Annotated in this window: 11 protein-coding genes; 7 read left to right on the forward strand and 4 right to left on the reverse strand. The window is 70.1% G+C overall.

Annotated features, from left to right (window positions below; all coding sequences use genetic code 11):
* Positions 1-1,093: acetyl-CoA C-acetyltransferase (locus tag HOV91_RS35495; protein WP_174189587.1), on the forward strand; the 1,093-nt coding region annotated here is incomplete at its 5' end.
* A gap of 58 nt (positions 1,094-1,151) precedes the next feature.
* On the opposite strand, the gene HOV91_RS35500 is transcribed toward HOV91_RS35495, so the two are convergent.
* Positions 1,152-2,012, reverse strand: a complete 861-nt coding sequence (locus tag HOV91_RS35500) for a Bax inhibitor-1/YccA family protein (protein ID WP_174189588.1) — start codon at positions 2,010-2,012, stop codon at positions 1,152-1,154.
* 137 nt (positions 2,013-2,149) lie between these two features.
* On the reverse strand, positions 2,150-3,301 hold the full coding sequence (locus tag HOV91_RS35505) for a class I SAM-dependent methyltransferase (RefSeq protein WP_174189589.1): 1,152 nt from the start codon (positions 3,299-3,301) through the stop codon (positions 2,150-2,152).
* 360 nt (positions 3,302-3,661) lie between these two features.
* On the opposite strand from HOV91_RS35505, the gene HOV91_RS35510 reads away from it, so the two are divergent.
* The 5 genes from HOV91_RS35510 to HOV91_RS35530 all read left to right on the forward strand — a co-directional run bounded on the left by HOV91_RS35510 (position 3,662) and on the right by HOV91_RS35530 (position 12,371).
* Positions 3,662-4,237 carry an AMIN-like domain-containing (lipo)protein gene (locus HOV91_RS35510; RefSeq protein ID WP_174189590.1) on the forward strand — a complete coding sequence of 192 codons (576 nt, stop codon included), beginning with the start codon at positions 3,662-3,664 and terminating at the stop codon, positions 4,235-4,237.
* Between the two features lie 63 nt (positions 4,238-4,300).
* Positions 4,301-4,954, forward strand: a complete 654-nt coding sequence (locus HOV91_RS35515; protein WP_174189591.1) for a hypothetical protein — start codon at positions 4,301-4,303, stop codon at positions 4,952-4,954.
* Between the two features lie 87 nt (positions 4,955-5,041).
* Complete coding sequence (locus tag HOV91_RS35520; protein ID WP_174189592.1) at positions 5,042-5,650, forward strand: DUF305 domain-containing protein; 609 nt, start codon at positions 5,042-5,044, stop codon at positions 5,648-5,650.
* 138 nt (positions 5,651-5,788) lie between these two features.
* Entirely contained in the window at positions 5,789-6,340 is a 552-nt protein-coding gene (locus HOV91_RS35525) for an Rv2240c family protein (RefSeq protein WP_174189593.1), read from the forward strand.
* A gap of 82 nt (positions 6,341-6,422) precedes the next feature.
* Complete coding sequence (locus tag HOV91_RS35530; protein WP_174189594.1) at positions 6,423-12,371, forward strand: non-ribosomal peptide synthetase; 5,949 nt, start codon at positions 6,423-6,425, stop codon at positions 12,369-12,371.
* A 7-nt stretch (positions 12,372-12,378) separates the two neighbouring features.
* Here the strand turns inward: HOV91_RS35530 and HOV91_RS35535 are convergent, their stop codons facing one another.
* Together HOV91_RS35535 and HOV91_RS35540 are read right to left on the reverse strand one after the other, a co-directional pair.
* Complete coding sequence (locus HOV91_RS35535; protein ID WP_174189595.1) at positions 12,379-12,711, reverse strand: hypothetical protein; 333 nt, start codon at positions 12,709-12,711, stop codon at positions 12,379-12,381.
* 99 nt (positions 12,712-12,810) lie between these two features.
* Positions 12,811-14,214 (reverse strand): three-helix bundle dimerization domain-containing protein, encoded by a 1,404-nt coding sequence (locus tag HOV91_RS35540; protein ID WP_312884898.1) that lies wholly within the window; start codon positions 14,212-14,214, stop codon positions 12,811-12,813.
* A 441-nt stretch (positions 14,215-14,655) separates the two neighbouring features.
* Here HOV91_RS35540 and HOV91_RS35545 point away from each other — a divergent pair.
* Positions 14,656-15,366, forward strand: a 711-nt coding sequence (locus HOV91_RS35545) for an SDR family oxidoreductase (protein WP_174189597.1), incomplete at its 3' end; no start/stop codon positions are given.

Here is a 15,366-nt window from a genome sequence, read left to right on the forward strand (position 1 = left end):
CGCCCTGGACCCCGCCCAGATCGATGACCTGATCCTGGGCTGCGGTTCCCCCGGAGGTGAGCAGGGCTTCAACATCGCCCGCGTCGTCGCCGTGCAGCTCGGCTACGACTTCGTGCCCGGCACCACCGTGCACCGCTACTGCGCCTCGTCGCTGCAGACCACCCGGATGGCCTTCCACGCGATCAAGGCGGGCGAGGGCGAGGTGTTCGTCTCCGCCGGTGTGGAGACCGTGTCGCGGTATGTGAACGGTTCCGCCGACAGCTGGCCGAACACGCAGAACCCGCTGTTCGCCGAGGCGCAGGCGCGCACCGCGAAGACCGCGGAGGGCGGCGCGGGCATCTGGCACGACCCGCGCGAGGACGGCCTGATCCCCGACGTCTACATCGCGATGGGACAGACCGCCGAGAACGTGGCGACCTCCACCGGCATCACCCGCGAGGACCAGGACCGCTGGGGCGTGCGCTCGCAGAACCGCGCCGAGGAAGCGATCAAGAACGGCTTCTTCGAGCGGGAGATCACCCCGGTGACGCTGCCGGACGGCACCGTGGTCAGCAAGGACGACGGCCCGCGCGCCGGGGTCACCTACGAGGCGGTCTCCGCGCTGAAGCCGGTGTTCCGGCCGGACGGCACGGTCACCGCGGGCAACTGCTGCCCGCTCAACGACGGCGCGGCGGCGCTGGTGATCATGAGCGACACCAAGGCCAAGGAGCTCGGCCTGACCCCGCTGGCGCGGATCGTGTCCACCGGCGTTTCCGGCCTGTCGCCGGAGATCATGGGCCTCGGCCCGATCGAGGCGTGTAAGCGCGCGCTGGCGCTGGCGGGCAAGACCATCGATGACATCGACCTGGTCGAGATCAACGAGGCGTTCGCGGTGCAGGTGCTCGGCTCGGCCCGGGAGCTGAAGATCGACGAGGACAAGCTGAACGTCTCCGGCGGCGCGATTGCCCTCGGCCACCCGTTCGGCATGACCGGCGCCCGGATCACCACCACGCTGATCAACAACCTGCAGACCCACGACAAGCAGTTCGGTCTGGAGACCATGTGCGTCGGCGGGGGCCAAGGCATGGCGATGGTCATCGAGCGGCTGAGCTGATCGGCTGAACGAAAAGGGCGGTCGCCGGAGAACCGGCGACCGCCCTTTTGCCGAACGGCTAGTCGTTCTGGAAGTAACTCAGCAGCCGCAGGATCTCGACGTACAGCCAGACCAGGGTGATGGTGAGGCCGAGGGCGACACCCCACGCGGCCCGCTCCGGGGCCTGGGCGCGGATCAGCTGATCGGCGGCGTCGAAGTCGAGCAGGAAGCTGAACGCGGCGATGGCGATGACCACCAGGCTGAACACGATCGCCAGCGGGCCACCGTCACGCAGGCCGAGGCCGCCGTCGATGAAGAAGCTCGCGACCAGGTTGCCCAGCACCAGTACCAGGATGCCGATCATGGCGCCGACGATGATCCTGGTGAATCGCGGCGTCACCCGGATGGCGCCGGTCTTGTAGACCACCAGCATGCCCGCGAAGACACCGAACGTGCCCAGCACCGCCTGACCGATCATCGCGCTGCCGCCGACGCCGCCGAACTCGATGTTGGTGAACATGAACGACAGCGCACCGAGGAACAGGCCCTCGGCGACGGCGTAGGACAGCACCAGCACCGGGTTGTCCATCTTGTTGCCGAAGGTCGCGATCAGCACCAGCACCAGGCCGACCAAGCCGCCGACGATCACGAACAGCGGCGCGAGCGAGGTGTTCGCGTTGGTCAGGCCGTAGGAGACGATCGCCGACAGCGCGAGCACCGCGAGGGTGATGCCCGTCTTGGTCACCACGTCGTCGATGGTCATCGCCCGCGTGGCGGGCGGGGCCTGCTGGTATTGCTGCGGGTACTGGCCGTACTGCTGGGGCTGGCCGTACTGGTTGCCGAACTGTCCTGCGGTGGTCACGCCGGAACCGAAGTTGGCGTATCCACCGCCCTCCTGCCTTGGCAGGTTCCTGAAAACCGGATTGCTCGTGGTACGCATGTGAACGGCGTCCCTTTCTGGAGTCGTTGCCGCTGTTCATCGAGTTGGTCCACTCGATATCCAACTGCCCTGTCCAACGTTTGTCATCCGTCGTGAGTTCCCGGTGGGCGGGCCGCACGGACCAGACAATTCGGACTCTACCGCTGCCGGGGGTCGTGCAGACCACGCACGGAACGAGTCACCGTGAATTTCCGGTTGCGTCCCACCACCTCGGTCCGGCCCACCATCCGTTCGACCACGGCCCGGTAGTTCAGATGCGAGTTGTACACCGTCCACAGTTCCCCGCCGGGGCGCAGCACCCGCCCGGTCTCGGCGAACATCTTGATCGCCGATCCGGTGTGCACGGCTGCGCCGACATGGAACGGCGGATTGCACAGCACCAGATCCGCGCTGTTGTCCGCGGCGCAGGACATCGCGTCGTCGCGCACGACGCACACGCGGTCGGCGACCCCGTTCGCCTCGGCGGTCGCCCGCGCCGAGGCCACGGCGGCGGCGGATTGATCGGTGGCGGTCACCTTGATGCCCGGCCGCGCGGTGGCCAGCACGACGGCGAGGATGCCGGTGCCGCAGCCGAGATCGATGGCGTCGCGAGCGTCCGGCTTCATCAGCTTCAGATGCTCGAGCAGGAATCTGGTGCCGATGTCCAGGCGCGCGCCGGAGAAGGCCGCGCCGTGCGCGACCACCTCCAGACCCAGTTCCTCCAGCCGGTCGCGCACCGGAAACGGCTGACCCGCGACCGGTTTGGGCCCGGTCACCAGCAGCGTCCGCGACTTCTGCCTGCCACGGCTGGCGCGCACCTCGGAGAACGATTGGGCCAGAACGTCGTTCATCGACTTGGTCAGATACTTGTCCCGGCCGCCCGCGTAGACCTGGACCGACGGGTCGGCGTAGCGCGCGATGGCGTCGGCGACCTCGGCCAGCCCGGCCAGCACCCGGGGCAGGCGAAGCAGGACCACCTGGGCATCGCGCAGCAACCCGGCGCCGAGCGGGTGGGCGGTGTAGCGGTCCGAAAGCCCGGCCGCACGGGCGTTGTTGGCCAGCGCGAGTTCGCCGGTGAGCAGATCCTGGTGCACCCGCACGTCGCGCAGATCGTGCCCCGCGATGGCGCCGAGGGTCAGTGCGCCATAAGCGTCACCGACAATGGCTACTTTGCCGCTATCGACGGTCGCCAGGGCGTCGGCCGCGACGTCGAGCAGCAGCCGATCAGCGGCGTCCACCGCGTAGAGGTTCAGCGCCTCCACGTCCGGATACCGCCGCAGCCGGCTCAGTACGTCATCGACATGTCCCACACCTCAAGTGTGCTAGATCGTTGCCCACTGGTCGCGTCCACCCCGCCCATTCGATCTCCCGGCCTGCGCGGCGAGCCGGTGCGCGCGCTGAAGCACGGGCCGACAACCCCTTTCGCGCCGACTCCCGGTGACCGCCGCGCACCGGTTGTCGCCGGATCGCATGGATACGCCCGACGGACGCGCTCGGCGGCGGCGGAGGGCGGTGTGGCAACCGCGGCGCGAGACGTGCCAATTATCAGACCAGTCCTGACATTCCGGCGGAATCCGCGCTCGCCCGAGTACGCGACCGCCCGGGGGCGAATCAGCCGCAACACTCTCCGGTTACGCCCTCCGAGGCTTTTCGCTGAGTAGCATCGGGCCATGCGCAAAAGGATGGTGCTCTCGGTCGCGGTCGCGACGGCACTGCTCGCGGGCTGTGGTGACGAGGAGTCGACACCGGGTCTGCCGGTCGCTTCCATCACCGGCACGTCGGCCGCGGTGGCGCAGGCTCCACTACCGCAGGACACCGGGCCGAAGCAGGGCAAGGCATCCGGTGACGCCGCGCTGACGGTGACCGGCATTCGCCTCGGCCGTCAGCCCGGCTTCGATCGCGTCGTCTACGACCTCGGCGGCGTCGGCACGCCCGGCTGGCTGGTCCGCTACACCGACACCGCCGTGCAGGACGGCAGCGGTAATCCGGTGGACGTGGCCGGCCGGTCGATCCTCGAAGTGCGCATCCTCGGCTCGGCCTACCCGTTCGACAGCGGCGTGACGCCGTACGCGGGCCCGGACCCCGCCGTCGACCCGGCGGTCCCCGGCGTCGCGGGCGTCTACCGGACGACAGTGTTCGAAGGCGTCACGCAGTCGTTCATCGGCCTCCGGGCCGACCGGCCCGCCTTCAGCGTCAGCGCCCTGTCCAACCCGACCCGGCTGGTCATCGACATCGCGAACCCGTAGATACGGGTACACCCAAGGGGTATTTGCCGGCGGCGGGAGCGGCGACGACTAGACTCGGCACTCGTGGTCGAACGCCGCATCCTCCGCGCCGCCGGGCTCGCCCGGCTGCTCGGTGTGCTGGCGTTGCTCGCCGGGGTCATCGCCATGCACTCGGCGATCTTCGCGGGCGGCGGGCATGGGCACGCCGCGGGTGCGCACCCGGCCTCCGCTTCCGCGGCGGTACCCGGCGGACCCGGACCGGGCAGCGCAGCGCTCGTCAGTCCTGGACCGGCCCACGAGACGGGGTCGCACCACCGAGACGCGGCACCGCCGACCCCGGACAGCGCTTCTGGCCACGACCGACATCATCCGCAGGAGCGGACGTTCCTCGCGTCCTTCCGCACGGCGGAGGCGCCGATAGTCGCATCCGACGAGTCCTTCGCCGCGCAGGTCGTCGCGGCACCCACCGGCCCCGCGTCCTGGACCGAAACCGCACGCTCGATCGAGAACCCGCCGTGCGCGGGCGGCGGGTGCGAGGGCACGCACAGCGCCCTGCACGGCTGCGTGTTCATTCTGGTCGCCCTCGTGGCACTGGCCGCGTTGGTGCTGCTCTATCGCATGGCGGTCGATCGTCCCGGCAACGGAGTGGCGCGCCCACGGCACTGGCGGCCGCGCCAGGAACGGCCACCGCCCTGGACCGTTCTCACCCGGGCTGAGCTGGCGATTCTGCGGATCTGACAGGTCCGTCGCCGCCGTGTGTCCGAACCACGGTCGCGGCGTCGTCCCCTTCGTCCCCAGACTTCGCATTTCGCTAGGAGCCAACCCATGTTCCCCACGCGTACCCTCCTGCCCCTCGTGCTCGTCGCGGCCGCAGTGAGCCTCGCCGGATGCGGCGACGCCGACACCGGCCACACCACCGAGCACGGCACCTCCACGACCACCTCGGCCGCGCCCGGCACGTCCGAGCACGCCGAGCACAACGACGCCGACGTGACGTTCCTGCAGATGATGTACCCGCACCATGCCCAAGCCGTCGAAATGGCGCGGCTGGTGCCGAGTCACACCGACAACCAGCAGCTGCGCGCGCTCGCCGCGAATGTCGAGCAGGCGCAGGAGCCGGAGATGCGGCAGATCGCCACGCTGTTGCAGAGCTTCGGCAAACCGGCGCCCACCGCGACCGAAGGGCACGGCGGCCACGGGATGCCCGGCATGATGTCGGCCGAACAGATGGCGGCGCTACAGGCGGCATCCGGCCCGGACTTCGACCGGCAGTGGCTGACCATGATGATCGAGCACCACGCGGGCGCGATCGAAATGTCCGAGACCGAACTGGCCGATGGCGCCGACCCCGACGCGAAGGCGCTGGCCCGCGCCATCATCGCCGCCCAGCAGACGGAGATCGAGCAGATGCGAACCATGCTCGGCCAGAGCTGAACCGCGGCCCGCACCGATATCGGTTGACCATCGATATCGGTGCGGGCGCGCGTCGCTCGCCCACACGACGTACGGTCGGATGGTCCGGCTCTGCGCATCCGTCCCGGCCGGACTTCCGAGGGGAGTGAGGGACCGACCATGCGACGACTCGAACGCGCCGGCTTGCTCGCCGCCGCGCTGGCCACCACCGCGGGCGTGCTGATCATCGGCGCCTGCGCACAGCAGGTTTCCGGTACGGCGGAGGTCAACCGGACCGATCTGGCGGCATACGCCTCGGAGGTGACCTCCTCCTCGGCGGCCGCCTCCTCGTCCAGGGCCGCGGCCGTCGAACGTGCGACCGGATCGGCGTGTGACGCCTTCCTGGCCGCGAACGGCAGTTCGGTGCGGGCGTTCAACGACTACATCGATGCCAGCAACACGAAAGGCCGCAGCGACCCCGACACGAACAGCAAAGCCGACACCGCTGTCACGACACTGCGCAACAATGCGCGCTCGGTGGACCAGAACGTGTCCAAAGAGGTGCCGTCCGCGGTCGCGACCCCGTTGCGCGCTTACCGCGACGACACCAACGCCTTGGCCGACACGCTGGACCGGCGTGCCGACACCGACACGCTGAACGCGGCGATCGACCGGTTCAACGCCACCAAGAACACCGCGCTGGCGGCGTGCGAGGGGCACGGAACCCGGTGAGCGGCGCCTTCTCATCGGTGAAGAATTCCCCTGGGCGGCTATAGCCTATCCGCGGTTGTTGCCACGCGGAACGGACGAAGTCATGACCAGCGGAATCCGGGATTCTCGTCCGCCCGACCGCGGCGGACGACACCGCGGATCAGCCGATTCCGACCCAGCCACACTCGCGGCACTGCTGGTCACCGCCGCGCAGCGCGATCCAGATCGCATCGCCGTGGTGGGCGACGGCACCGAGATCACCTACCGCGACCTCGACGCCCGCTCCTCCCGGTTGGCGCGCCTGCTGCTCGCCGCGGGAGCGGGACCCGAGACGGCGGTCGCGGTGGCACTGCCGCGTTCCCTCGATTCGGTGGTCGCGGTGTGGGCCATCGCCAAGACCGGCGCCGCCTTCGTACCCGTCGATCCGGCGCTTCCGCCGTCCCGCATCCGGTTTCAGGTCATCGACAGCGGCGCGACGCTCGGACTGACTCGATCGGCCCACACGGCGACACTGCCCACCGAGGTGAATTGGCTTGTGCTGGACGAGGCCCGAGTGAGCGCGCTGGTAGCGGCGAACCCGCCGGACACCATCGCGAATCTCGAACGGCCGACGCGTCCGCGGGCCACCCATACCGCCTACGTGATCTACACCTCGGGGTCGACCGGACGCCCGAAAGGCGTCGCGGTCACCCATGCCGGACTCGCCGCGCTGTGCACCGAACTGGCCGCGCGGCACACACCGGACGAGCACGCGCGGGTGCTGCACTTCGCGTCGCCGAGTTTCGACGCCTCGGTGCTGGAATTGCTGCTCGCCATCTCCCGCGCCGCCACCCTGGTCATCGCCCCGCCCACCGTCTACGGCGGTAGCGCCTTGGCGGAGCTGCTCGCGCGGGAGTCGATCACCCATGTCTTCCTGACGCCGTCCGTGCTGGCCTCGATCGAACCCGCCGGACTGCCCGCGCTGCGCTCGGTCATGGTCGGCGGCGAACCGTGCCCACCGATGCTGCCGCGGCACTGGGCCACCGAAGGCCGGGTGTTCCACAACGTCTACGGCCCGACCGAGACCACCGTCATGGCGACACTGAGCCCGGCGCTGTCGCCGGACGCTGCGCTCACCATCGGATCGGCCGTGCGCGGCATGCGCTGCCAGGTGCTCGACCACCGGCTGCGCCCGGTCGGCGCCGGTGTCGTGGGCGAGCTGTACGTCTCGGGGCCCGGAGTCGCGCGGGGATACCACGGACGACCCGGCCTGACCGCGCAACGGTTCACGCCCGATCCGTCCGGACCGCCCGGCTGCCGGATGTATCGCACCGGCGACCTCGTCCGGCGCACCGTGTCCGGCCACCTGGACTTCTTCGGCCGTGCCGACGACCAGGTGAAGGTGCGTGGCTTCCGAATCGAACTCGGCGAGATCGACGCGATCCTCTCGACGCGGCCCGGCGTCCGGCTGGCCGTGACCGTCGACCGCAAGACCGCCGCGGGCGAGACCACGCTGGCCGCGTTCGTCCAGCCCGAACCGGGCCACGTCCCGGATCCCGCCGCCCTGGTGGACGCGCTGTCGGCGGTGCTGCCGAAATACATGGTGCCCGACACGATCACGGTCCTGGAACGGATCCCGCGCACTCCGACCGGCAAGGCCGATCGGCCCGCGCTGCGCGTACGCGCCCTCGACGAGCCGGACCACCGGGCCGCCGCCGACCTCGGCGAGGAACTGGTCACCGAGGTCTTCGCGCGCGTTCTCGGCCGGGAGCGGTTCGGCGCCGACTCCGACTTCTTCGCGGCGGGCGGCAATTCGCTGCTGGCCACACAGGTCGCCGCGCGCCTCAGCGAAACCTGGCGGGTCCGCATTCCGCCGCGGCTGGTGTTCGACCATCCGACGGCGCTCACCCTGGCCACGGCGATCCGCTCGCGGCACTTCGACACGACTCGCCCACAGTTGCGCGCCCGCGCCCGGCCCGCGCGCATCCCGCTCTCCCCCGCACAGCTGCGGTTCTGGCTGCGCAACCAGTTCGACCCGACGTCCTCGGTGGACAACGCGGGCTTCACACTGCGGCTGTCGGAGCTGGACGTCCCGGCCGCGCGCGCCGCCTTCGCCGACACGATGGAACGGCACGAGTCGTTGCGCACGACGTACCCCGCCGATGACGCCGGACCTCGGCAGCAGATTCTCGACATGGACTGCGCGGCCGTCGATTTCGCGGTGGAGGAGCTGTCCGACGACGCGGTGCCCCACCGGGTGCGCTCGATCCTGCGGCAGGGTTTCGACGTGGCGGCCGAGGTGCCGCTGCGCGTCCGGCTGCTGCGTACGCCCACCGAGTACGTGCTGGTCTGTGCCCTGCACCAGATCTGCGCCGACGGGTCGTCACTGGCGCCGCTGGCCCGTGACGTCGCCCTTGCCTACGCGGCCCGCGCCGCGGGTGCGCCGCCGACCTGGCAGCCACCGGAGGTCCAGTACGCCGACTACACCCTGTGGCAGCGGGACCTGCTCGGTTCGCCCGACGACCCGAATTCGCCACTGTCGCGGCAACTCTCGTACTGGACCGGCGAGCTGGCCGGCCTGCCCGAGGCACTCGACCTGCCCGCTGACCGGCCGCGCCCGGCGGTGGCCACGCTCCGCGGCTCGGTCACCCAGCGCGCGATTCCCGCGACCCTGCACCGGGACCTGCTCGCCGTCGCGGGCGCACAGCGCGCGACCCTGTTCCTGGTCATGCGCTGCGCGCTCGCCGTCCTGCTCGCCCGCCTGTCCGGAAGTACCGACATCGCGATCGGCGTGCCGACGAACACCCGGGCAGAGCCCGCGCTCGCGGATGTCGTCGGCGTGTTCGCCGACACGACCGTCTCCCGCACCGTCATCGATTCCGCCGACAGCTTCACCGGGCTGCTGTGGCGCACCAGGGAGCGGGACCTGACCGGCTTCATCCACGCCGACGTTCCCTTCGAGCACGTGGTCGACGCGCTCGCCCCGACGCGCTCGCCGGGACGCCACCCGCTCTACCAGGTCGGCTTCGCGTTCCACAACTTCACCGAGCCCACTCTCGAACTGTCCGGACCGAACGTGTCGTTGCTCGACGTGGACGCCGACACGGCGAAAACCGACCTGCGCGTCGACGTGGACACCCGCGACGCCGACGGCGAGCCGGGCGAGATGGTCATCCGGTTCGGCTACAGCACCGACCTGTTCGACGAACACACCGTGCAGCGTTTCCTCGACGGTTACATCCGCATCCTGCGCCAAGTCGCGGCCGATCCCGGCGCCGCCGTCGGCGACCTGGACATCATGGATCCGGTCGAACACAAGCGAATCCGATTCTGGGGTACGGGTTCGGAGCGCGATGTCCCCGCCGAGCCGCTCACCGCCGCGTTCGAGCGGCAAGTGGAGGCGACGCCGGACGCGATCGCGGTGGTCTGCGGGCCCGAGACGATCACCTACGAGCGGCTGCGCGAGCGGTCCGCGCGCCTGGCTCGATGGCTGATCGAACAAGGCGTCGGCCCGGAGACCGTGGTGGCGGTGGCGATGCGGCGTTCGATCCCGCAGGTCGTCGCGCTGTACGCGATCGTGGCGGCGGGTGCGGCATGGGTGCCGATCGATCCGGGCCACCCTGCCGAACGCATCCGCTCCGTCCTGGCGTCGGCGGCGCCCCGGTGTGTGCTGACCACCGGCGCGGACGATTTCACGGCAACCGACGCCTACGACGTCTGCGCACTGGACCTCGACCACTTCGATCCGGCGCCGGTGACCGACGCCGAGCGCCGCGCGCCCTGGCACGCCGACCAGCCCGCGTACGTCCTCTACACCTCCGGGCCGACCGGCCGCTACGAGGGCGTGGTGGTCGCGCACCGGGGGATCGTGCACCAGCTCGCCTGGATGCAGGCCGAGTACGGCGTCGACGCCACCGACGTGTACCTGCACAAGACCCCGGCGACCTTCGACGTGTCCCTGTGGGGCTACTTCCTGCCGCTGCGCGCGGGCGCACGGCTGATCCTGGCCGGGCCGGACGAGCACCACGACCCGGCCGCGCTGCGCCGCCTGATCGCCGAGCACCGGGTGACACTCACCGATTTCTTTCCCACGATGCTCGCGATCTTCGCCGAGCACGCGACAGCGGACGAATTGTCCTCGCTGCGAGCGGTTCTCGTCCGCGGCGAGGCACTGTCCCCGCGGACCACGCGCCGCTTCGCGGGTATGTGCCGAGCCGGTCTGCACCACCTGTACGGGCCTGCCGAGGCCGCGGTGAGCGTCACCCGGCACGCCGTCTCGGCGGCCGACCGTACCGGGCACGGCATTCCCATCGGCGTGCCGGAATGGAATGCGCGGTGCCACGTCCTGGACGAGCGGTTGCGACCGGTCCCGGTCGGCGTGCCGGGCGAACTCTATCTGGGTGGCGTTCAACTGGCCCGCGGCTACCACGGCGCGCCCGGCACGACCGCGGCACGTTTCCTCGCCGATCCGCTGCACCCGGGCGAGCGGATGTACCGTACCGGCGACCTCGTTCGCTGGAACCGTGGCGGCACCTTGGACTACCTGAACCGCACGGACTTCCGGTCCGGCGGTCCCAGCGTCGAGCTCGGCGATATCGAGGCGGCCTCGCTGACCGATCCGACGGTCGGCCGGGCGACTGTGCCGGTGCGCGGCGCGCGGCCCGGCACCCCGCTGGAACGCGTGATCGCGGAGGTCTTCGCCGACGTGCTCGCGGTGTCCCCGATCGGAGCCGGGGACGACTTCTTCGAACTCGGCGGATCGTCGCTGCTCGCGTTCACGGTGCACCGACGGCTGTCGGCCCGGCTGCAGCGCGAGGTGCCGATGTCGGCCGTCCTCGCGGCCCCGACGGTCGGCGGCCTCGCCGCACGGCTGGCCGGGGCGGCCGCGCCCACCGCCGCGACACCGGCGCTGGACGCCGTGCTCGAACCGGAAATAGACGTCGGCGGATGCGCGCCCGCGCACCCCGGTCCGCCGCAGGAGGTCCTGCTCACCGGCGCGACCGGCTTCCTCGGCGCACACCTGCTACAAGAACTGCTGGAGCGCACCGAAGCGCGGGTGTGGTGCGTGGTGCGCGCCGACGACGCCGAGGAAGGCATCGACCGCATCCTCGCCGCGCTGAACCGCTACCGGCTCGCCGGGACCTGCGCCGCGGAACGGATCGTGGTCGTCGCGGGCGATCTCACCGCACCACGTCTCGGCCTGGACCCCACCGACTACGACCGCCTCGCCGACAGCGTCGACGCGATCTACCACAACGGCGCGCGGGTCGATCACCTCGACCCGTACACGCGACTACGGCAGGCCAACGTGGAGGGCACCCGGGAGTTGTTGCGGCTGGCGACGACTCGGCGGGTCAAGCCGTTCCACCTGGTCTCCACCGTAGGCGCGGCCGTCGCCAGGACTTCCGACGCGCCGGTGGTCACCGAGGACGTCCGCCTGCGCGCCGACCAGGTATCCGGCAACGGCTATCTCGCTTCCAAATGGGCCGCCGAGGAACTGGTCCGCCAAGCGGGTGAGCGCGGGGTGCCCATCGCCATCTACCGGCCGGGCGCCATCTGCGGCTGCCCGAGCGTCGGCGTGAACAGCACCGACGATTCGCTGTGGAACATGGTGCGCGCCGCCGCGACGCTCGGCATGGCGCCCGACCTCGGCGACGCCACGGTCTGCCTGGTCCCGGTGAGCTACGTGGCGGGCGCGATCGTGGAGATCTCGGTTCGCCCGCGTTCGGAAACCGTCTACCACCTGGTCAATCGGGCCCCGCTGGCGGTCGGGGAGATCCTCGCCAGCCTGCGTGCGCACGGACTGCCGGTGGCGACGGTGCCGGAGGACGCGGTGCGCGCCGGACTGGTCCGCGAGGCACGGCGGCGCGACGCGATGGGCGACGATTCGCTGGTGCGCGCGGGGCTGCTGAGCACCGATTTCGCCGAGCTCGCCGGGCACATCGACCGGGCCGACGCGCACAGTCGCGCCGCGTTGGCCGGTACGGGGGTGGACTGCCCGGCGGTGGACCGCACAGTGGTGGACACGTTCGTGCGGGAATTCATCGAATCCGGCTTCCTGCCCCGGGATTGAGCGACCGTCAGTATCCCGGCCGCAGGCCGGCCCGCTCGACGGGTTGTTCGGCGCGCTGGGCCCGCCCGCGGGCGCGCACCTGCTCCAGCACGATCAGGCCCACGCCGACCAGCAGGAAAACGGCCGAGATGATCGCGGCCACGACGGACAAACGGGCGAATCCCCCGCCCGCGAGCACCGCGGCCGTGATCGCGGCCCCCGCGGCGACCAGCAACAATCCGTAGCCCGGCCAGTTCCTGGTGTCGGCCATCGCCGCCCCGGGTTGCGGCGCGCTGTCGCGCGCGATGTCCGGAGCGTCATCGATCGGAGGGATCTCCCATGGCCCGTCGTCCGCTGTCACCGGTGTTTCCTCCCGCCGCGATGCCGGCCGTTGTTCCGGCACCTGATGCGAAAAGGATGCCCGGATCGACTCCACCGAAACGCGAGCGCGGGCGGGGCATCAGTTGTAGGTCTTGGTGACTCCGTCGAGCAGATGCTCCAGCGTGTCGAAGGTCGGGGTCGCGACCACGTCCAGCAGATCCGCCGCGACCGGGACATTGCGTTCGGCGGTGACCTTCGCGAACTGGGCGCCGTCGTTGGTGCGGAAGCCGTGCTCGGCGGCCAGCCGCTGCAACTCCGGGTCGGTGGACAACAGGCGGCCCAGCCGGTCACCCGTCTCGCCGAAGGGCACCAGCGTGTGCCGGGACAACACCGTCGGCGACGGGTACAACAGCGTCATCTCCGGTTTGACCTGGCCGCGCACGGTCGCTTCGACGTACTGCGACTCGTAGATCCAGACCATCGGCGTCGGACCCATTCCGGTGGCGAGGTAGTTGTTGAACGGCCCCTCGGTGCTGTTCTCGGTGTAACCCTGGCCGACGAAGAGCCGCGACAGAGCGGGCAGGACCGCCTGCTCGGCGCTTTGGCCCTGCACGATCGTGTTGTTGTTCGCGACATAGCTCGCGGCGGCCAGATACATGGCGGCGGAGTTCGAGCTGCGCGGGTCGGTGGTGGAGATCAGGATGTTCTTGCGCACCGGGTAGGCGGTGTTGTCCGGAAGTTCGTCCCAGCGCGTGCCGCTGCGCACCAATTCGAGGTAGCGGCGCAGGTCGAGGGTCGAGACCGGCCCGGGACGCACCGCCCCGGTCTTCGCCAGCAAATCGACGATCGGCGTGAACGTCGCGACCGCCATCGGCGAGGAGAACGGCGTGTACTTGGCGGTCACGTTGCGCTGCCGCTGGATTCGCTCCGCCGCCTGTTCGCTGGACGGGAACGCGAAGTCGAATTTCGTGAGATCCATGCTGGTGGCGATCTGCCGCGACCCGGCGGGCTCGACCTCGACGCGCACGCCGTTGCGCGCCAGCGCGTCGAGGACCTTCGGGTCCTGGAAGAACTGCATCTTCTCCGATCCGACCACGCCACGGATCACCGTGAGCGGCGCGGCAGGGGCCGGAGCGGCAGCGGGCGCCTCGGCAGCGGGCTGCCGCACGGCGAGGACGACGGCGATCACCGTCACGATCACGACGGCGCCTACCGCGTACGGCGCGAAACGCTTCTTCGACGACCACAACTCACGGAGGTCCGGCATCTTTCCGGCACCGGCCGCGGCGGGCTCCGGGTCCTTCTCCAAGGGAACCGTCGCGGGTTGGACTTCCGCCTCGGGCGTCTTCTCCAGTTCCCGGCGCACCACTCGTTCGATCAGGATCGGGACGAATTGCCGCACCGGGCGGCCTGCGAACTTCTGCCGCGCCGCACCCACGGTGGTCTCGATATGCTCAGGAGAATAAGTCTCGGTGTAGTTCTCGACCAGCCGCTCCGTCATCTGACGAATCGCCTGTTCCTCACGGACGGTATCGACTACCACCACAATCTCCTCGGCGTCGGGGGGTTACGCGGCAGCGTCTCCGGCCTGCACCGCGCCGGCCAACACTAGCCCCATCACCCGACCGGCGACATCCGCGCGGACTTCCCGTCAGTGAACGACTTCCGCTGCGGCGGTGCGTATCTCACGTCACATCGCAAGCCCGTCCGCCCAGCTCACAGGCCCGCTGACGCCCGGCCGATGCGCATGTGGCTCCGTAGCGACGCCGGGGGTGGTCCCGAAGCCGCCATGCAGAATTCAATGGGCAATCCCCGAGCCGCCACCACGCGTTGTATTCCCGTTTCCCGCCGCCGCGCGGACGCGTCGACGCCGCATGTTTTCCGTACCCGACCGGCCGCACCGATGGCCGCAGAAGTTACTTGCCGGTAGCGCAGCTCGGGAGTTGACGATATCGTCAGCACAATGCCGTCGAAAAGGAGCGCTATGTCTCGCGTCGCTGTGGTCACCGGTGCGTCGTCCGGAATTGGGAAGGCGACAGCCGCCGCGCTGGCCGCGCGGGGGTATCGCGTGATCGGAACCAGCCGCAACCCGGATGCCATCGGCTCGGACGCCGTGGTTCCGGGGATCGAGTATCGGGCGCTGGACCTGACCGATTCGACCTCGCTGGCAGCCTTCGCCGCCGGTCTGGATCAGGTCGACGTGCTGGTCAACAACGCGGGCGAGAGCCAGGCGGGTCCGCTGGCCGAACTGCCCACCGACGCCGTCGAGCGCCTGTTCCAGCTGAACGTGCTCGGCCCGGTCGCCTTGACCAAAGCGGTGCTGCCCGGCATGCGCGAACGCGGGTACGGCCGGGTCGTGATGGTGGGATCGATGCTCGCCAGCTTCCCGATGCCCTACCGCTCCTCCTACGTCGCCACCAAGGCGGCACTGCGCGGCTTCGCGGTCGCCGCGCGCTTCGAGGAATCCCCTTTCGGCGTCTGGATCACCGCCGTCGAGCCCGGCCAGATCGACACCGGACTCCGTGAGCGCCGCACCAAATACCTCATCGAAGGTTCCGCCCACACCGACGATTTCACGACCTTCATGGCGAAGCTCGATGAAAAGCAGGCGAAAGGCATCACCCCCGAAAAGGTCGCCACCACGATCGTCAAAGCCATCGAATCCGACCGCCCCCAACCCCTCTACGCCATAGGC

Source organism: Nocardia barduliensis (assembly GCF_013315795.1).
Classification (GTDB): domain Bacteria; phylum Actinomycetota; class Actinomycetes; order Mycobacteriales; family Mycobacteriaceae; genus Nocardia; species Nocardia barduliensis.

Excerpts from the sequence above, each read along its gene's own strand:
- HOV91_RS35500 (WP_174189588.1), bottom strand. The coding sequence starts at position 2,012 with ATGCGTACCACGAGCAATCCGGTTTTCAGGAACCTGCCAAGGCAGGAG.
- HOV91_RS35510 (WP_174189590.1), top strand. The coding sequence starts at position 3,662 with ATGCGCAAAAGGATGGTGCTCTCGGTCGCGGTCGCGACGGCACTGCTC.
- HOV91_RS35520 (WP_174189592.1), top strand. The coding sequence starts at position 5,042 with ATGTTCCCCACGCGTACCCTCCTGCCCCTCGTGCTCGTCGCGGCCGCA.
- HOV91_RS35525 (WP_174189593.1), top strand. The coding sequence starts at position 5,789 with ATGCGACGACTCGAACGCGCCGGCTTGCTCGCCGCCGCGCTGGCCACC.
- HOV91_RS35530 (WP_174189594.1), top strand. The coding sequence starts at position 6,423 with ATGACCAGCGGAATCCGGGATTCTCGTCCGCCCGACCGCGGCGGACGA.